Source organism: Pseudomonas nunensis (assembly GCF_024296925.1).
Classification (GTDB): Bacteria; Pseudomonadota; Gammaproteobacteria; order Pseudomonadales; family Pseudomonadaceae; genus Aquipseudomonas; species Aquipseudomonas nunensis.
The window spans coordinates 5,566,651-5,585,369 of record NZ_CP101125.1; the positions used below are offsets into that span (position 1 = coordinate 5,566,651).

15 protein-coding genes and 1 pseudogene are annotated in these 18,719 nt (G+C 60.0%); 2 read left to right on the forward strand and 14 right to left on the reverse strand.

Annotation, left to right across the window (positions count from 1 at the left end; all coding sequences use genetic code 11):
* Nucleotides 1-36: 36 nt before the first annotated feature.
* The 10 genes and pseudogenes from NK667_RS24505 to NK667_RS24550 all read right to left on the reverse strand — a co-directional run bounded on the left by NK667_RS24505 (nt 37) and on the right by NK667_RS24550 (nt 11,612).
* Nucleotides 37-1,224 (reverse strand): ATP phosphoribosyltransferase regulatory subunit, encoded by a 1,188-nt coding sequence (locus NK667_RS24505; RefSeq protein ID WP_054616397.1) that lies wholly within the window; start codon nt 1,222-1,224, stop codon nt 37-39.
* A gap of 315 nt (nt 1,225-1,539) precedes the next feature.
* Nucleotides 1,540-2,409 (reverse strand): protease modulator HflC, encoded by an 870-nt coding sequence (hflC, locus tag NK667_RS24510; protein ID WP_054053366.1) that lies wholly within the window; start codon nt 2,407-2,409, stop codon nt 1,540-1,542.
* A complete protein-coding gene (gene hflK / locus NK667_RS24515) occupies nt 2,409-3,581 on the reverse strand; it encodes an FtsH protease activity modulator HflK (RefSeq protein WP_054053363.1) in 1,173 nt (390 codons plus the stop codon). Before hflK ends, hflC begins: the two co-directional genes overlap by 1 nt.
* A 96-nt stretch (nt 3,582-3,677) precedes the next feature.
* Nucleotides 3,678-4,979 (reverse strand): ribosome rescue GTPase HflX, encoded by a 1,302-nt coding sequence (hflX, locus tag NK667_RS24520; RefSeq protein ID WP_054053361.1) that lies wholly within the window; start codon nt 4,977-4,979, stop codon nt 3,678-3,680.
* Nucleotides 4,980-4,991: 12 nt separating this feature from the next.
* Nucleotides 4,992-5,252, reverse strand: a complete 261-nt coding sequence (hfq, locus tag NK667_RS24525) for an RNA chaperone Hfq (RefSeq protein ID WP_007902656.1) — start codon at nt 5,250-5,252, stop codon at nt 4,992-4,994.
* A gap of 95 nt (nt 5,253-5,347) precedes the next feature.
* A complete protein-coding gene (gene miaA, locus NK667_RS24530; RefSeq protein ID WP_054053359.1) occupies nt 5,348-6,319 on the reverse strand; it encodes a tRNA (adenosine(37)-N6)-dimethylallyltransferase MiaA in 972 nt (323 codons plus the stop codon).
* Nucleotides 6,319-8,230: pseudogene (gene mutL, locus NK667_RS24535) on the reverse strand (DNA mismatch repair endonuclease MutL). The gene miaA and the pseudogene mutL overlap by 1 nt, the downstream one beginning before the upstream one ends.
* Nucleotides 8,227-9,654 carry an N-acetylmuramoyl-L-alanine amidase gene (locus NK667_RS24540; RefSeq protein ID WP_054616399.1) on the reverse strand — a complete coding sequence of 476 codons (1,428 nt, stop codon included), beginning with the start codon at nt 9,652-9,654 and terminating at the stop codon, nt 8,227-8,229. Before NK667_RS24540 ends, mutL begins: the two are co-directional and overlap by 4 nt.
* Nucleotides 9,655-10,125, reverse strand: a complete 471-nt coding sequence (gene tsaE / locus NK667_RS24545) for a tRNA (adenosine(37)-N6)-threonylcarbamoyltransferase complex ATPase subunit type 1 TsaE (protein WP_054616400.1) — start codon at nt 10,123-10,125, stop codon at nt 9,655-9,657. It abuts the gene before it with no gap.
* Entirely contained in the window at nt 10,113-11,612 is a 1,500-nt protein-coding gene (locus tag NK667_RS24550; RefSeq protein WP_054616401.1) for a bifunctional ADP-dependent NAD(P)H-hydrate dehydratase/NAD(P)H-hydrate epimerase, read from the reverse strand. Before NK667_RS24550 ends, tsaE begins: the two co-directional genes overlap by 13 nt.
* Nucleotides 11,613-11,675: 63 nt before the next feature.
* Here NK667_RS24550 and queG point away from each other — a divergent pair, with 63 nt between their 5' ends.
* Nucleotides 11,676-12,740: a tRNA epoxyqueuosine(34) reductase QueG gene (gene queG / locus NK667_RS24555; RefSeq protein ID WP_054616402.1), complete on the forward strand. Its 1,065-nt coding sequence runs from the start codon at nt 11,676-11,678 to the stop codon at nt 12,738-12,740.
* Nucleotides 12,741-12,862: 122 nt separating this feature from the next.
* Here queG and NK667_RS24560 read toward each other — a convergent pair whose 3' ends face one another.
* Both NK667_RS24560 and orn read right to left on the reverse strand, forming a co-directional pair.
* Nucleotides 12,863-13,474, reverse strand: coding sequence for a trimeric intracellular cation channel family protein (locus tag NK667_RS24560; protein WP_054053347.1), 612 nt, complete (start codon nt 13,472-13,474; stop codon nt 12,863-12,865).
* Nucleotides 13,475-13,664: 190 nt separating this feature from the next.
* Nucleotides 13,665-14,207 carry an oligoribonuclease gene (gene orn / locus NK667_RS24565; protein WP_054053345.1) on the reverse strand — a complete coding sequence of 181 codons (543 nt, stop codon included), beginning with the start codon at nt 14,205-14,207 and terminating at the stop codon, nt 13,665-13,667.
* A 107-nt stretch (nt 14,208-14,314) separates the two neighbouring features.
* Here orn and rsgA point away from each other — a divergent pair, with 107 nt between their 5' ends.
* Nucleotides 14,315-15,346, forward strand: coding sequence for a small ribosomal subunit biogenesis GTPase RsgA (gene rsgA / locus NK667_RS24570; RefSeq protein WP_054053342.1), 1,032 nt, complete (start codon nt 14,315-14,317; stop codon nt 15,344-15,346).
* A 1,389-nt stretch (nt 15,347-16,735) separates the two neighbouring features.
* On the opposite strand, the gene motB is transcribed toward rsgA, so the two are convergent.
* The gene (motB, locus tag NK667_RS24575) at nt 16,736-17,767 is read right to left on the reverse strand and encodes a flagellar motor protein MotB (protein ID WP_054053341.1); all 1,032 of its coding nucleotides are present in this window, start codon (nt 17,765-17,767) and stop codon (nt 16,736-16,738) included.
* Nucleotides 17,768-17,770: 3 nt separating this feature from the next.
* Nucleotides 17,771-18,622: a flagellar motor stator protein MotA gene (gene motA, locus NK667_RS24580; protein ID WP_054053339.1), complete on the reverse strand. Its 852-nt coding sequence runs from the start codon at nt 18,620-18,622 to the stop codon at nt 17,771-17,773.
* Nucleotides 18,623-18,719: the final 97 nt, after the last annotated feature.

Sequence of the window (18,719 nt, forward strand, 5' to 3'; positions counted from 1 at the left end):
CGCAAACTTGGTGCCGGCAGCCGCCGGCAGGAAAACTCAAGAAGCCAGCGGCAATACTTGCCAAAGCCCGTTCTGCTGAATCAATTGCCGGTCGCAGTCCGCTTCACGGGCGGCGGCCAATGGTTGCCCAGGCAAAGCCTGAACGACACGCTGACCCTCACTGCGCAACTGGCAAACCTGCTGCCAGAGTGCCGCATCCGTACTGTCAGGCATCCAGATACCGCCAGACGGTAACTCGATCTCAGCACGCCCCAGGGTCACCAGGGTTTTCAAATCGGTGGAGAAGCCGGTTGCCGGACGAGCGCGACCGAAGTCGGCGCCGATGTCGTCGTAACGACCGCCTTGGGCAATGGACTGGCCAACACCCGGTACGAACACCGCGAACACCACACCGGTGTGGTAGTGGTAGCCGCGCAACTCGCCCAGATCGAAGTAAAGCGGTAATTCAGGGAAACGCGTGGACAGTCGGTCGGCAATCGCCAACACGTCTTCCAGCGCCGCCAGTACCGGCGCCGGCGCATTGGCCAGACGCTCACGGGCAGCGCTCAATACTTCACGACCGCCACACAGGTCGACCAACGCGCGCAGCATGCCCGACAGATCGGCAGGCAAGCCTTCGGTCAAGGTAATGACCTCGTCGATGGCTTTGCGTTGCAATGCATCGAACAACTGTTGCTCGACTTCACCGGACAAACCGGCGGCGCGGGCCAGGCCACGGTAGATACCAACATGGCCGAGGTCCATGTGCACGTCCGGCACATCGGCCAGTTGCAGCATGGCCAGCATCAGGCTGATGACTTCCACGTCGCTGCTCGGGCTGGCATCGCCGTACAACTCGGCGCCCAACTGAATCGGGCTGCGCGACGACGACAAGGCCCGCGGCTGAGCATGCAGCACGCTGCCGGCATAGCACAGGCGGCTCGGACCTTCGCGACGCAGTGTATGCGCATCAATGCGCGCCACTTGCGGCGTGATGTCAGCACGGAAACCCATCTGCCGGCCCGATTGCGGGTCGATGACCTTGAAGGTACGCAGATCCAGGTCCTGGCCCGCGCCGGTCAGCAGGGATTCCAGGTACTCGATATGGGGAGTCACGACAAACTCGTAACCCCAGCTCTGGAACAGATCCAACACCTGGCGGCGCGCTACTTCAATGCGCGCTGCCTCCGGTGGCAGTACTTCTTCGATGCCATCTGGCAGCAGCCAGCGGTCTACCGTTGCCATTACGCCATTCCCCTATGATCCGGGCGGCCAGCCGTTGGGCAAGCCTTGAGTGAAGCAGAAAATGTCCGGCCCATGCGCAAAGCACGCGCATGAACGACGTGGCAAAAAGCCTGAAACCGGCTTCGCCAATCACTTTCCTCGAAAAACCTGTCGAGTCATTCAACTCGGGCGCCTGCGTGAAAACCACAATCAAACGTGCAGACGCAAAAAAGCCGGGAATTTCCCGGCTGCCGCATCATACACACGTTTTCCCAAAGGATCACCCCGCCCGAGGTTTTAGCCGCCGGGCGGGGGATGATTCAGGTCAACGTCGTATCAAGGCTTGGCTTTTTCCAGGTAACGGAAGAAGTCGCTGCTTGGGTCGAGGACCATGACGTCGGTTTTGTTCGCGAAGCTTTCACGGTAGGCACGCAGGCTACGGTAGAAACCGTAGAACTCCTGATCCTGGCCGTAGGCCTTGGAGTAGATCGCAGCAGCCTGGGCGTCACCATCACCGCGAACCTCTTCGGATTCACGATAGGCTTCGGCCAGCAACACGCGGCGTTGACGATCGGCGTCGGCACGGATGCCTTCGGCCAGTTCGTTACCCTTGGCGCGGTGCTCGCGAGCTTCACGCTCACGCTCGGTGCTCATACGTTCGAACACGCTGCGGTTCACTTCTTTCGGCAGATCGATGGCCTTGACCCGAACATCGACAACTTCGATGCCCAGCTCTTTTTCCGCCATCTTGTTCAGCGAAGCGGTGATGTCCGCCATCAACGCGTCACGTTCACCGGAAACCACTTCGTGCAGGGTGCGCTTACCAAACTGGTCACGCAGGCCCGATTCCAGACGACGGGACAGACGCTCGTCGGCAATCTGCTTGAGGCCGGAAGTTGCGGTGTAGAAGCGCTCGGCATCTTTCACGCGCCACTTGGCGAAGGCATCAACCATGACGGCTTTCTTTTCCAGCGTCAGGAAGCGTTGTGTCGGTGCATCCAGCGTCATCAGGCGTGCGTCGAATTTGCGCACCTGGTTAACGTAAGGCACTTTCACATGCAGGCCCGGCTGAACATCAGTCTGGACCACGCGACCGAACTGCAGCATCACCGCACGCTCGGTCTGAGCCACGATGTAGAAGCAGTTCCAGGCTGCGATCGCCACGACGACGCCGACAATAAGGGCGATCAGCGATTTATTGCTCATCAGCGACTCTCCCTGGTACGTGCTTGCTGTTGCTGCAGATCTGCTGCCGCACGCGCATTCGCTTCATTGCTGCTGGCTGCCGCGCCCGTTACCGGTGCGCTGGTGCTGCGGCCACTGTCGATCATCTTGTCCAGCGGCAAGTACAGCAGATTGCTCTGGCCATTCTTGTTGCCGGTCACGAGAACCTTGCTGGTGTTGGTGAAGACTTCCTGCATGGTGTCCAAGTACAGACGCTCACGAGTCACTTCAGGTGCCTTGCGGTACTCGGCGACCAGTTTGGTAAAGCGATCCGCTTCACCCTTGGCGCGCGATACCGTTTCGTCACGGTAGCCGTTGGCATCTTCGAGGATGCGCTGGGCCTGACCACGGGCTTCCGGCACGACGCCGTTGGCGTAGGTTTCAGCTTGGTTGCGCGAACGCTGCTCGTCTTCACGGGCGCGGATCACGTCATCGAAGGCTTCCTGGACTTCACGCGGTGCGGCTGCGTTCTGTACGTTGACCTGGGTAACGGTGATACCGGTGCGATAGGTATCGAGGAAACGTTGCAGACGCTCCTTGATTTCGCTGGCCATCAACTCACGACCTTCGGTCAGGACCTGGTCCATGGCGGTGGAGCCCACCACATGGCGCAAGGCGCTGTCGGTCGCTTGTTGCAGGCTGATCTCTGGCTGATCGACGTTCAGCACGAAATCCTGCAGGTTGCTGATCTTGTACTGCACGGTCAGCGGCACTTCGACGATGTTCTCGTCTTCGGTCAGCATCTGGCCCTGCTTGGTGTACGAACGCTCACGCGTCACGTTCTCCATGTACTTTTTATCGATCGGAGGGAAATAGATGTTCAGGCCCGGGCCGACCGTTTCGTAGTACTTGCCGAAGCGCAGCACAACGGCTTGCTCCTGCTCGTCGACCACGTAGACCGCGCTGTACAGCCAAACGGCCGCCAGCACGACCAGGCCGATGCCGAGCAGGCCGCCGAAGCCGCCACTCTTGCCCGAACCACCGCCGTCGTCACCGCGTTTCTTACCACCACCGAACAACCCGTTCAGGCTTTCCTGCAGCTTTCGGAAGGCCTCGTCGAGATCCGGTGGTCCCTTGCGGTCGCCGTTATTGCGGCGCTTGCCACCCCAAGGATCCTGATTATTCGAGTTGCCACCCGGCTCATTCCAAGCCATAGCGCTCTCCATCTGATAAAGCAAAGACGCACCCACGGCGCGCCGACCAATGCTACAGAATGCCTGTCACCACGGCACAACCGCTTTCTCAGGCTTTTATTGCAAAGTGTGTTGCTCGATGAAATCCATCGGTTGCAGGCCTTCGCGGCTCACCAGTCGATTCAACTCGACCCGTGGCAAGCGAACGGCCAGCAGGCAGATGCCTTCTTCGTCGTGTTCTTCTTTCTGCACCGCACCAAGCTCGAAAAACTGCGCACGCAGTCGAGCAAAACGCTGCGGCAAGCGCAAGGTCCCCACAAACAAATCACCGCCCAGCAACTCGGCAATGGCTTGTTCAAGCAATTCCAGACCACTGCCATCACGCGCCGACAGCCAGACCCGTTGGGGCTTGCCGTTTTCGTCGCGCTGGATTTGTGGCTCGACGCCTTCAAGCAAATCGAGTTTGTTATAGACCTCGAGTATCGGCAAGTCCTGGGCACCGATCTCGCCCAGCACCACCATCACCTGCTCGATCTGCAACATGCGATCCGGTTCGGCCGCATCGATCACGTGCAACAGCAGGTCCGAGTTGCTCGACTCTTCGAGCGTAGACCGAAATGCCTCGACCAGTTTGTGCGGCAAGTGGCGTATGAAACCTACCGTGTCGGCCAGGACAATCGGCCCCAGGTCGTCCAGTTCCAGACGGCGCAAGGTCGGGTCCAGCGTGGCGAACAACTGGTCAGCGGCGTACACGTCGGATTTCGTCACGTTATTGAAGAGCGTGGATTTGCCGGCGTTGGTATAGCCCACCAGAGACACGGTAGGAATATCCGCACGTGTACGGCCGCGTCGCGACTGTTCGCGCTGACTGCGTACTTTCTCGAGTCGGCCCTTGATCTGTCGCAGGCGAACCCGCAGCAAACGGCGGTCGGTTTCGAGCTGTGTTTCACCCGGGCCGCGCATACCGATACCACCACCCTGACGCTCAAGGTGAGTCCAGCCACGAACCAGACGGGTACTCATGTGGTCAAGCTGGGCCAATTCGACCTGGAGCTTGCCTTCATGGGTACGGGCGCGTTGGGCGAAAATATCGAGAATCAGACCGGTACGGTCAATCACGCGACACTCGAAAACACGTTCGAGGTTACGTTCCTGACTGGGCGTGAGGATGTGATTGAAGATGACCAGATCGGCCTTCTCGGCATGGACCAGGTCGCGCAGTTCCTCGACCTTGCCGCTGCCAATCAGGAATTTGGCGGTTGGCCGATGACGCGGCACGTTAAAAAACGCAACGGTCTCGGCGCCTGCCGAATTAGCCAATTCCTGAAACTCCTGCGGATCTTCGCGCGCCTCAGGGTCCTGTCCATCCAAGTGAACGAGGATTACTCGCTCACCACCACCGTGGCGCTCAAAGAACAAAGGAGACTCCTATCAGGCGTTACCTGGCTCAGCGTCGCCTGCTTCGGATTCGGTTGCGCTAGGCAGACGAATTGGACGAACCGGCACCACTGTAGAGATAGCGTGTTTGTAAACCATCTGGCTAACGGTGTTTTTCAGCAGGATGACGAACTGGTCGAAAGACTCGATCGTGCCTTGCAGTTTGATCCCGTTGACCAGGTAGATGGAAACCCCAACTTTCTCTTTACGTAAAGTATTCAAGTAAGGGTCTTGTAGCGAATGCCCTTTTGACATGTGCCGCACTCCTTTAAGGATTCAATAATAAAAAATAGGTAATTCAGATGGCTCTGGCCGTCACACCCCCAAGGATAGACGGCAATTGCAAGGACTCAGCTCAATATGGAGATGGTCCCGAGATATTTCAAGGCGCGCGGCAGATTGTCGCAATCGAGGCTGTCCAGCCAGTGTAAATCAGCCCAACTGCGTAGCCAGGTGAACTGGCGCTTTGCCAATTGGCGCGTGGCTATGATCCCACGCTCCTGCATCTCGGCTTGCGTCAGCTTGCCATCCAGGTAATCCCAGACTTGTCGGTACCCAACAGCGCGTATGGATGGCAACCCGGCATGCAGGTCACTTCTCTTACGCAGGGCTACGACCTCGTCGATGAATCCCTGTTCCAACATAATTGTGAATCTTTGTTTAATGCGCTCGTGCAATACCTGGCGATTTGCCGGAGCGATGGCCAAGTTCGCGACAGTATAGGGCAATTGTTGCAGTCCCGAAGCGGCTGCTTCAGTACTTTGCGCAGATTGTCTGAGCCGTAGCTCGGTCATGCTCTGACCGCTCACGCGGTAAACTTCCAGCGCACGACTCAGACGTTGCGGATCGTTCGGGTGAATTCGCGCTGCCGACACCGGGTCAATCACCGCCAATTGGTCGTGCAGGGCTTGCCAGCCAAGGCGTTCAGCCTCTTCTTCGATTTGCGCGCGAACCTCGGGATCGGCCGCCGGCATTTCTGCCAGTCCTTCGACCAAAGCCTTGTAGTAGAGCATCGTGCCGCCTACAAGCAGCGGGATTTTTCCACGGGAAGTGATCTCGGCCATCGCCTCAAGGGCATCACGACGAAAATCCGCCGCCGAATAGCTCTCCGCCGGGTCGAGAATATCGATTAGCCGGTGTGGGAATTCGGCCAAGATCTCTTTTGAAGGCTTGGCGGTGCCGATGTCCATGCCACGGTAAACCAGCGCCGAATCGACACTGATCAGCTCGCACGGCAGGACTTTGGTCAGTTCGATGGCCAGGTCGGTCTTGCCCGCAGCGGTCGGACCCATCAGGAAAATCGCTGGAGGGAGCTGGCTCATCAACGACCGCGCAAGAACAGTTTGTCCAGATCGTCCAGGCCCAATTGGGTCCAGGTCGGTCGGCCATGGTTGCATTGACCGCTGCGCTCGGTGTTTTCCATGTCCCGCAGCAGACCGTTCATTTCCGGCAGCGCCAGGCGCCGATTAGCCCGGATCGCGCCGTGGCAAGCCATGGTGCCGAGCAATTCGTTCAGGTGTGCCTGAATCCGGTCGCTGGTGCCGTATTCCATCAGGTCCGCCAGTACGTCGCTGACCAGACGATTGGCTTCTGCCTGCTTGAGCAGCGCCGGAATCTGCCGGATCGCCAGGGTTTCCGGGCCCAAGCGTTGCAATTCAAAGCCCAGACGCTGGAACCATGCGACGTTCTCTTCGGCGCAATCGGCTTCGCGCTGGCTCACGGCCAGGGATTCCGGCACCAGCAGCGGCTGGCCACTCAAGCCTTCGCTGGCCATGGCGACTTTCAGGCGTTCATACATGATCCGCTCGTGAGCGGCATGCATGTCCACCAGCACCAGGCCTTGGGCGTTTTCCGAAAGGATGTAGATGCCCTTGAGCTGCGCGAGCGCATAACCCAGCGGTGGAATATCGTCTTGGCCGGCAGGTAACGCGACCGCATTGGCTTCGGGCAACGGCGCGGAAAAATTCGCGATACGCCGCTTGGGCTTCCGCCACCGGCACGCCGGATTGAGGCTTCGGCGTGTATTGATACTGATAACCGGCACCCGCGCCCGAGCCCGCCGCCGTATTGAAGGTTGGTTGCCCTTGAGGCTGTTCCAGCAACGCATTGGCTGCCAGACGCATTTCGCCCTGCGGCCCGAATTCGCCAGCATCAATGCCGGTAGGTCGAACAATCGCCGTCGCAACTGGCGCGGCCAGATGATCTTCGGGCCGCACATCGCCCAAGGCGCGGTGCAAAGTGCCATAGAGGAAATCGTGAACCATGCGCCCGTCACGGAAGCGCACTTCGTGCTTGGTCGGGTGCACGTTGACGTCGACGCCCGCAGGATCGACTTCGAAAAACAGCACGAACGTCGGGTGCCGGCCGTTGAACAGCACGTCGCGATAGGCCTGGCGCACCGCGTGGGCCACCAGTTTGTCACGCACCGCACGGCCATTCACAAAGAAATACTGCAAGTCCGCCTGGCTGCGGTTGAACGTCGGCAACCCGACCCAACCCCACAAATGCAGGCCATTGCGCTCGATCTCAATCGGCAGCGCCTGCTCCAGGAAACCCGAGCCGCAGATCGCCGCTACACGCCGGGCGCGGGCCGCATCATCGTGGGCCTCGTGCAGGCTGAGGATGGTCTTGCCGTTGTGGCGCAAATGGAACGCCACGTCGAAACGCGCCAGGGCCAGGCGCTTGATCACTTCTTGCAGGTGATCGAATTCGGTTTTTTCGGTCTTGAGAAATTTGCGTCGGGCCGGGGTGTTGAAGAACAGGTCGCGAACTTCCACCGAGGTACCCACCGGGTGAGCAGCGGGTTGGACGCGAGGCGCCATGTCCCGGCCTTCGGTTTCGACTTGCCAGGCCTGATCGGCATCCTTGGTACGGGACGTCAACGTCAGGCGCGCCACGGAACTGATCGACGCCAGGGCTTCACCGCGAAACCCGAGGCTCATCACCTGTTCGAGGTCTTCGAGGTTACGAATCTTGCTGGTGGCATGTCGCGCCAGGGCCAGCGGCAGGTCATCGGCAGAAATACCGCTGCCATCGTCACGCACCCGCAGCAGCTTGACGCCACCCTGTTCGACATCGACATCAATACGCCGGGCGCCGGAGTCGAGGCTGTTTTCCAACAGCTCCTTGATCACCGAGGCCGGACGCTCAACCACCTCACCGGCGGCAATCTGGTTCGCCAGTCGCGGGCTGAGCAGCTCGATGCGAGCGGTATTGGTCAGCGCCTGATTCATTCTTTGGCCGCCAGTTCAGTGCCGGGAATGGCCAGGGTCTGACCGATTTTCAGCTCGTCACTTTTCAGGTTATTGGCGCTGCGCAGGGTCGCCGGGGACACCTGGTAACGCACGGCAATCATCGCCAACGTCTCGCCCGGGCTCACGCGATGGTCACGCGGGCCCTGGACAATCTTGCCGGAGTCGCGCAGCCACGCGATGTAAGTGCCCGGCGGCGGATTTTGCTGGAAGAACTGACGAACACCGGCGCTGATGGAACGCGCGAGCGCCTGCTGGTGGCTGGCGGCCGACAGTTTCGAGGCTTCGTTGGCGTTGGAGATGAAGCCGGTTTCCACCAGGATCGATGGAATGTCCGGAGACTTCAGCACCATGAACCCGGCCTGTTCCACCCGTTGTTTGTGCAACGGCGTGACGCGGCTGATGTTGCTCAAGACTTTTTGGCCAACGTTCAGGCTGGAGGTCAGGGAAGCGGTCATCGACAAGTCGAGCAGCACGCCGGCCAGCATGCGGTCTTTGTCGTCGAGGCTGACGCTGCCGGCACCACCGATCAAGTCGGAACGGTTTTCGCTGTCAGCCAACCAACGGGCAGTCTCGGAAGTAGCACCGCGATCAGACAAGGCAAACACCGAGGCACCGAACGCAGCCGCTGACGGCGCGGCGTCGGCGTGGATCGAGACGAACAAGTCGGCGCCTTTCTTGCGCGCGATCTCGGTACGGCCACGCAGCGGAATGAAGTAGTCGCCGGTGCGGGTGAGTTCGGCGCGGAAACCTTTCATGCCGTTGACCTGGCGCTGCAACTCACGGGCGATGGCCAATACCACGTCTTTCTCATGCTGACCGCGAGAGCCCGAGGCCCCCGGGTCTTCGCCACCGTGACCGGCATCAATCACCACAATAATGTCGCGCTTGCCGGCCGGAGCGGGCGGCAGTTTCACTGGAGGATCGATTGGAGTGACCGGCACCGGGGCCACAGTGGCTACGTTGGTCGGCGGCGGGATCGGCGCGGCGGCGTCGGCGCTGTCGAACAGATCGACCACCAGGCGATTGCCGTACTGGGCGTTCGGCGCCAGGCTGAAGCTTTTTGGCGTGACGGCTTTTTTCAGGTCGATGACCACCCGCAGGTCGGTCGGCGTGCGTTGGGCCGAACGCATGGCGGTAATCGGCGTGTTGGACGTGTTGACGTTCAGCGGCGCACCGAGGGTCGCGCCATTGATGTCGATAACCAGCCGATCCGGTGAGGTCAGGGTGAAGACACTGTGCTGCACCGGCCCTGTGAGGTCGAACACCAGTCGTGTGTTATCCGGAGCTCGCCACAGGCGAACGCTGTTGACCTTCGATTCGGCCACAGCGTCGACGGTCACCGCCAAAAACAACAATCCTACGGCAGCTACCATCGCGCGAAAGCGCATACCTGACCCCATCATTTAATTGGATTCCAATGCCAAAGCGGCACACCACGACTCGCCACGCGAGCCCTGGGACAAAATATTCAGCGAACGTCCGCTGTCTTGCGGGCTAATGGTAATGGTCAGGTCGGGCTTTGGCAAAAAGCCTGCACCCTTCTGGGGCCATTCGATCAGACACATCGCATCGTCATCGAAGTAATCGCGGATGCCGAGGTACTCCAGCTCCTCCGGATCGACCAGTCGATACAGGTCGAAATGGAAGGCGCGGATATCACCGATCTCGTAGGGTTCGACCAAAGTGAAGGTCGGACTTTTTACCGCGCCCACATGCCCCAAGCCACGGATGATGCCCCGGGACAGCGTGGTTTTACCCGCACCCAGATCGCCTTCGAGAAAAATCAGACCGTGCCCTTGGGTGGTTTGCGCTATGCGAGCACCGAATGCGGTCATCGCCTCTTCATCAGCCAGGTACAGGGTTACTTCAGACACGGTGCTTGCTCCTCCAACAACTGACGAATGGCTGGAATCAGATCACTGGCCGCCAGCCCACGGCCCGATTTACCTTGTTGCGTGCCGGCATTGGCATGCAGCCAGACCGCCAGGCACGCCGCGTCGAACGCTTGCATGCCTTGAGCGAGCAAGGCACCGACCAAACCGGCCAGCACATCACCCAAACCCGCAGTAGCCATCGCCGGATGGCCCTGATGACACACCGCCAGACGCCCATCAGGGCTGGCGATCAGGCTACCGGCGCCTTTCAGAATCACTACAGCTGTATATTTTTCGCTCAATGCGTGAGCGGCGGCGGGACGATCGGCCTGCACTTCGGCGGTGCTGATCCCCAGCAAGCGCGCTGCCTCGCCGGGATGCGGGGTGATGATGCAATCGGCGGGCAGCTTCACCTGCTCTGCGGCCAACAGATTCAACGCATCGGCGTCCCAGACCTGCGACAGCGGCGCGTTGGCAGCGGCAGACAACAAACTGCGCCCCCATGCGGCTTGACCGAGTCCTGGACCGACCACCAACACCGAAACCTTTTCCAGCAAACCCATCAGTTGATTGGCCGACGACGTGCCGAGCACCATGGCTTCGGGGATTCTGGCCAGCGCGGCCGGCACGTGTTCGCTACGCGTGGCTACGGACACCATGCCGGCGCCACTGCGCAGCGCACTTTGCGTGCTCAGCAGGATTGCACCACCGAAACCGCGATCACCGCCGATCAGCAGGACATGACCGAATTGGCCTTTATGTGAAGTGGGAGGCCGAGCCGCCAGTCGCGGCAGGTTACCGGTAGTCAGGCGACGAGCGCTGATGACGGCACTGTTGAACGCTTCGGGATCGGCTTGCAGGTCATTGAAGACCAGCTCGCCCACCACGTCCGCCGCTTCGCCCATGAACAGACCCAGCTTCAAACCAATAAAGGTTACGGTCAGATCAGCCCGAACCGCCGCGCCGAGCAGACGACCGGTATCGGCGCACAGCCCCGAGGGAATATCCACCGCCGCCACCGGCAGACCACTGGCATTGATGGCCGTAATGACACTGGCGTAGGGCTCTCGCACCTCGCCCGTCAAACCGGTGCCCAGCAAGGCATCAAGTACGATGCCGCGTAACTCGGAATGGGCGTTCCAGGCTTGAATCGCGACGCCTTCGGACACGGCTTCGGCGTGGGCCGATGCCGCGTCACCCTGCAAACGCTGGGGATCGCCGGCGGCCAGTACGCGCACATGCCAACCGGCACGCCGCGCCAGCACCGCCACCAGATAGCCGTCGCCAGCGTTGTTGCCGTGACCGGCCAGCACCGTCAATTCGTTGGCCGTCGGCCATTGCCGGACCAGCGCACGCCAGGTCGCCCGCGCCGCACGATGCATCAATTCGAAGCCCGGCGTACCGGCAGCGATCAGGCTCGCATCGAGCCCTCGCACTTGCGCGGCGCTGTACAGCGCGTCGGGTAAATCATCTTTAGTGTGCGGCATGCGTCTTCGGGCTCCGATGTCTGGCAGAATTATACGCACCTCAGCTCCGGTTTCTCTCGTCTCATGCCCGCTATTACTACAGACCTGCCCGCCCTCGCCCAATCCATCAAGGACTGGGGCCGCGAGCTGGGCTTCCAGCAAGTCGGCATCAGCGGCCTGGGCCTCGCCGAGCATGAGCAGCATCTGGAGCGCTGGCTCGCCGCCGGCTATCACGGCGAAATGGAATACATGGGCGCCCACGGCAGCAAACGCTCGCACCCGGAAGAACTGGTGCCCGGCACTTTGCGTGTAGTGTCCCTGCGCATGGACTACCTGCCCGGCGACACGCAAATGGCGCAATTACTCGCCCAACCGGAAAAAGCCTACGTGTCCCGTTATGCCTTGGGCCGCGATTACCACAAATTGATCCGTAAACGTGTGCAACAGCTGGCAGATAAAATTCAGGCCGAGATCGGCCCCTTCGGTTTCCGCGCGTTTGTCGACAGCGCCCCGGTGCTGGAAAAAGCCATCGCTGAGAAGGCTGGCCTTGGCTGGATCGGCAAAAACACCCTGGTCTTGAATCGCAAGGCCGGCAGTTACTTCTTCCTCAGCGAACTGTTTGTCGACCTGCCGCTACCGGAAGACCCGCCCCACTCCAACGAACACTGCGGTCGCTGCACCGCGTGCCTGGACATCTGTCCGACTAACGCCTTCGTTGGTCCTTACGTACTGGACGCCCGACGCTGTATTTCCTACCTGACCATCGAACTGAAAAGCGCTATCCCCGAAGACTTGCGGCCACTGATCGGCAATCGGGTGTTTGGTTGCGATGACTGCCAAATCGTCTGCCCGTGGAACCGATTTGCCCGTCCGTCGGGCGAAAGCGACTTCAAGCCACGGCACAATCTGGACAACGCTGAGTTGGCCGAGCTGTTCATGTGGGATGAGGACAAGTTTCTCAGCAGCACCGAAGGTTCGCCGCTACGCCGGGCGGGTTATGAGCGTTGGTTGCGCAATCTGGCGGTGGGGTTGGGCAATGCGCCGTCGAGCATTCCGGTGCTGGAAGCGTTGAAGGCGCGGCGCGAGTATCCGTCGGAGTTGGTGCGCGAGCATGTTGAGTGGGCGCTGAAACAACACGGCCTCGCGTAGGAGCTGTGTAGGAGCTGTCGAGTGAAACGAGGCTGCGATCTTTTGACTTTGATTTTTAAAAACAAGATCAAAAGATCGCAGCCTCGTTTCACTCGACAGCTCCTACAAAGGACCGCGTGATTTCAGGCCTCGTCGTTGTAGACGAACTTCGGCATTTCCCAGTGAAACCGGATCGCCAGCAACCGCAGCAAGAAACCACCGAACAGCGTGATCAAGATCGCCTGCTCCCCCGGCAATTGCAGATAAATGCAGAGCATGTAGCACCACGCCGCCGCGAAGGAGACGCTGGCGTACAGCTCGCGGCGGAAGATCAGCGGGATGTCGTTGCAGAAAATGTCGCGCAGAATGCCGCCGAACACCCCGGTGATCACGCCGCTGACCGACGCGACCAACATGCCGTGACCCATTTCCAGGGCGGTCATGCAGCCGATCAGGGTGAACGCCACCAGGCCGACGGCGTCGAGCACCAGGAACAGCGAGCGCAAGTGACGCATCCAGCGAGCAGTGAACACCGTAAACATCGCCGCGACTGAGGTCAGCACCAAGTATTCCGGGTGTTTGACCCACGTCAGCGGGTAGTGGCCGAGCAGCACGTCGCGCACCGAACCGCCGCCCAGGGCCGTGACGCAGGCAATCAGCACCACGCCAAACCAGTCCATGCCCCGCCGGCCAGCAGACAAGGCGCCGGTCATGGCTTCGGCGGTGATAGCGATCAGGTAGAGCATCAGCAACATGGCGGCGGTCCTGGCAGGAAGGCGCGCAGTCTAGCCATTTAGGGACGGCACCAAAAGAGGGCGTTTACGCGAGCCCTTGTAGGAGCTGTCGAGTGAAACGAGGCTGCGATCTTTTGACGTTAATTTTTCAAGATCAAAAGATCGCAGCCTCGTTTCACTCGACAGCTCCTACATGGGCCGGGGCGCCAGATCAGAACTTGATGAAATGCTTACGGTAGTGTTGCAACTCGGCAATCGATTCGCGGATATCGTCCAACGCCAGGTGCGTGCTGCCCTTCTGGAAGCTGTCACGCACGTCCGGCGCCCAGCGTGCGGCCAGCTCTTTGAGCGTCGACACGTCGAGGTTGCGGTAGTGGAAGTAGCTTTCCAGGGATTTCATGTGCGTATAAAGGAAGCGACGGTCCTGGCAGATGCTGTTGCCACAGATCGGCGACTTGCCCTTCGGCACCCACTTTTCCAGGAAGGCGATGGTTTCGGCTTCGGCTTCGGCCATGCTGATGCGGCTGTCGCGCACCCGTTGGGTCAGGCCCGAACCGCCGTGTTGACGGGTGTTCCACTCGTCCATGCCAGCGAGAATTGCGTCGCTGTGGTGGATCGCGATCACCGGGCCTTCGGCCAAAGTGTTCAGATCACTGTCGGTGACAATGGTCGCCATCTCGATGATGACGTCGGTATCAGGGTTCAGACCGGTCATTTCCAGGTCGATCCAGATCAGATTCTGCGGGTTTTGCATGTGTCGGCTCCTAGGCAATGCTGCGCAGTTTAGCCTAGGCAAGTAGCCGGGCGTGCTAAACTCGCGGCCGTTTTACCTAATCGCTGCATTCTTGATACGGAACACCCATGGCCAAACGCCAACTCAATCGTCGTCAAAACTGGCGCATCGAAAAGATTCAGGGCGAACGCGCTGCCCGCGCCGCCAAACGCGAGTCCTCGGCTGTCGAGGCACTTGAGGGCGGCGACCTGGGTCCGGAACAGACCGGCCTGGTGATCGCCCACTTCGGTGTGCAGGTCGAAGTCGAAGCCCTCGAAGGCGAACTGGCCGGCCAGGTGTTCCGCTGTCACTTGCGCGCCAACCTGCCAGCGCTAGTGACCGGCGATCAGGTCGTCTGGCGTGCCGGCAACCAGGGCATCGGTGTGATCGTGGCGCAACTGCCGCGCAAAACCGAACTCTGCCGCCCGGACAGCCGTGGCCAGCTCAAGCCTGTAGCCGCCAACGTCGACATGATTGTCATCGTCTTCGCACCGCTGCCCGAGCCCCACGCCAACCTGATCGACCGCTACCTGGTCGCCGCTGAGCATGCCGGGATTCGTCCGCTGCTGCTGCTCAACAAATTCGACCTGATCGACGAACAGAACGCCCCGGCGCTGAATGCTTTGCTGGCGGTCTACCGCACGCTGGGTTACCCGGTGCTCGAAGTGTCGGCCCACCACGGCAACGGCATGGAACAATTGCAGGAACAACTGGACGGACGCATCAGCGTCTTCGTCGGCCAGTCTGGCGTCGGTAAATCCTCACTGGTCAACAGCCTGCTGCCGGAAGTCGAAACCCGCGTCGGCCCGCTGTCCGAACTGTCCGGCCAAGGCACCCACACCACCACCACCGCGCGGCTGTTCCACTTCCCCGGTGGCGGCGAACTGATCGACTCCCCGGGTATCCGCGAATTCGGCTTGGGCCACGTCAGCCGTGCCGACGTTGAAGCTGGCTTCATCGAGTTCAACGACTTGATCGGCACCTGCCGCTTCCGCGACTGCAAACACGACCGTGAACCGGGTTGTGCCCTGCTCAAGGCGCTGGAAGATGGGCGTGTGCAACAGCAACGGATGAACAGCTATCGCTCGATCATCGCGAGCTTGCCTGAGACCAGCTACTAGACCGCCACAAAACCTGTGGGAGCGAGCCTGCTCGCGAAGGGGTCATCAGCTTCAACAATACTGTTGACTGACATACCGCTTTCGCGAGCAGACTCGCTCCCACAGGGGTTAAGCGCCACACAAAAAAGCCGCGATCATCTCGCGGCTTTCTGGTTTTCAGAGCACTGCTATTTCCAAACTGAAAAACACATCCCCCAAATAATCAGGTCGTCTATCAGGCCGCCTTCGCGGGCAAACCTCGCTCCTACAGGGACCGTGTCCGCGCTAAAAATGAATCAGGAGAACGCGCGCGCCCTAGCCAGGTCGGCTATCAGGCCGCCTCGCGGTGCTGTTGCGGTGCACGCCCCCTCGAGGGCATGCCGAGCCTGGGCGAGGCACCGAACGAAAGGGGCAAAAGCGCTTTGGTTACTTTGGCGCTCTTCCAAAGTGACCCGCTGTAAGAGCGGAACCCAAAGCAGCCGTTACCGCAGAAACGGATATGCATACCCTCCAAAAATAGACCGACTCGAAGGCCGCCATCGCGAGCAAGCTCGCTCCCACAATTTGATCGGTGTACATCTGCAAGAGACAGGTCGGCTATCAGGCCGCCTTCGCGGGCAAGCCTCGCTCCTACAGGGACCGTGTCCGCGCTAAAAATGAATCAGGAGAACGCGCGCGCCCTAGCCAGGTCGGCTATCAGGCCGCCTCGCGATGCTGTGGCGGTGTACGCCCCCTCGAGAGGCCGAGTGGAGGTTCTGCGCAGTGGGCAACCCGGCATGGATGCGGGGTTAGCCGCCCCCGGCCATGGATGGCCGATGGCGGCGGGCCCACGGAGCAGGACCGGAACGAGGGCATGCCGAGCCTGGGCGAGGCACCGAACGAAAGGGGCAAAAGCGCTTTGGTTACTTTGGCGCTCTTCCAAAGTGACCCGCTGTAAGAGCGGAACCCTAAGCAGCCGTTACCGCAGAAATGGATATGCACACCCTCCAAAAATAGATCGACTCGAAGGCCGCCATCGCGAGCAAGCTCGCTCCCACAATTTAATCGGAGTACATCTGCAAGAGACAGGTCGGCTATCAGGCCGCCTTCGCGAGCAAGCTCGCTCCCACAATTTGATCGGTGTACATCTGCAAGAGACAGGTCGGTTATCAGGCCGCCTTCGCGAGCAGGCTCGCTCCCACAGTTGATCGGTGTACATCTGCAAAATACAGGTCGGTTATCAGGCCGCCTTCGCGAGCAAGCCCGCTCCCACAGTTGATCGATGTACATCAGCAAAAGGCGGGTCGGCTATCAGGCCGTCTTCGCGGGCAAGCCTCGCTCCTACAGGGACCGCGCCCACGCTGAGCATAAAGTGACCAAATCAAAGTGGCACAAAAAAGCCGACTTCGCTGTCGGCTTGATTGTTATGGATTACTGCTTGGGAGGCTCCGTCGGCTTCGGCGCCGCATCCTCAAACAGATTCAACCGCTCACGCAGCTCATGCGCTGGCACCGGTTGCTTGTCCGCAGGCAAAGCATTCGGATCAACCGGCGTAGCTGGCGCATTCGGCGCTTCACCCGGCGCACCCTGCCCCGGCGTCGTGGTTGGATCAGCCCCTTGCGCCCCTTCGATGGCCGCTTGAGCCTTCTTGGTCAACACAACGATGTCGATACGGCGGTTGACCGGATTGAACGGATGTTCCCGATCAAACAACGCCGACGAGGCATAACCCACGACCCGCGCCACTTGCGATTCCGGGTAGCTGCCGGCGACCAGCGCACGGCGAGCCGCGTTGGCACGGTTGGCCGACAATTCCCAGTTACCGAAATCACCAGTGCCGGTGTAAGGCTTGGCATCGGTGTGACCGCTGATGCTGATCTTGTTCGGCACCGCTTTAATCGTGTCAGCCATGGCCAACAAGATGTCTTCGAAGTAAGGCTTCAAACGCGCCGAACCCGAATCGAACATCGGCCGGTTATCCGCGTCCATGATCTGGATGCGCAAGCCGTTAGGAGTGATCTCGAACAGGATCTGGTCCTTGAACTTCTGCAGCTGCGGGTTCTCTTCAACCTTGTTTTGCAGTTCTTGCAGCAGCAGTTCCAGGCGTTCTTTCTCGACCTGTTCGGCCATGCCTTCGACCTGTTCGGTATCGACAGTCACCTTGTCCGGCTGCGGCTGGGATTTCACCTCAGGGTTGAGGGTGTTCTCCGGCGCCAGGGTCGGCGTGCCGCCCAGATCGATGATGTACGGTGTGCCGCTTTCGGAGAAGCCGACCGGGTCTTTGAAGTAACCGGCGATGGCGATCTTCTGTTCCGGCGTGGCGGTGGACAGCAGCCACAACACTAGGAAGAACGCCATCATCGCCGTCGCGAAGTCAGCGAAGGCGATTTTCCAGGCGCCCCCGTGATGCCCGCCAGCAATGCGCTTGACGCGCTTGATGATTATCGGCTGATTATTTTCCATAACTTAACGACCGCGAACCGCTTGTTCCAGCTCAGCGAAGCTAGGACGGTGCGCCGGGTACAGAACCTTGCGACCGAACTCCACCGCCAACGATGGCGGCATGCCGGAAGCCGAGGCCACCAGCGAAGCCTTGATGGCTTCGTAGACGTTCAGTTCTTCCTTGGCATCGTGGGCCAGGGAATGCGCCAGCGGGCCGAAGAAACCGTAGGCCGCGAGAATACCGAAGAAGGTACCTACCAGTGCCGCACCGACGTGCAGGCCGATGGATTTCTGGTCGCCTTCGCCCAGGGAAGCCATGGTCACCACGATACCGAGTACCGCCGCGACGATACCGAAACCCGGCATGGCGTCGGCGATGCCGTTCACCGCGTGGGACGGGTGCTCCAAGTCTTCCTTGAGGCTATAGAGTTCCATGTCGAACAGGCCTTCCAGCTCATGCGGAGCCATGTTGCCGGAGGACATGATGCGCAGGTAATCGCAGATGAACGCGGTCATGCGCTCGTCTTTCAACACCGCTGGGTACTTGGCGAAAATCGGGCTCGCGGAGGCATCTTCGATGTCGCCTTCGATGGCCATCATGCCTTCGCGGCGGCTCTTGTTGAGGATCTCGTAGATCAGGCCCAGCACTTCAAGATAGAAGGTGTGGGTGAAGCGCGAACTGAACATGCCCAAGGATTTCTTGAGCACGTGCATGGTCATATAACCGGGGTTGGCCTGCAGGAATGCACCGAGGGCCGCACCACCGATAATCATCACCTCGAAAGGCTGAATCAGGGCGGCAATTTTGCCATGGGAGAGCACGTATCCGCCGAGCACGCTCGCGAATACGACGATGATGCCGATTAATTTAGCCATAGGTAGGAGAGCACTTACTGAGTCGGGTTCAAGGTCATATTCGGAAGTTAAAAAATCTCTTCTTCTACTTATCGGCAAAACTGCGCCAGACTATAGC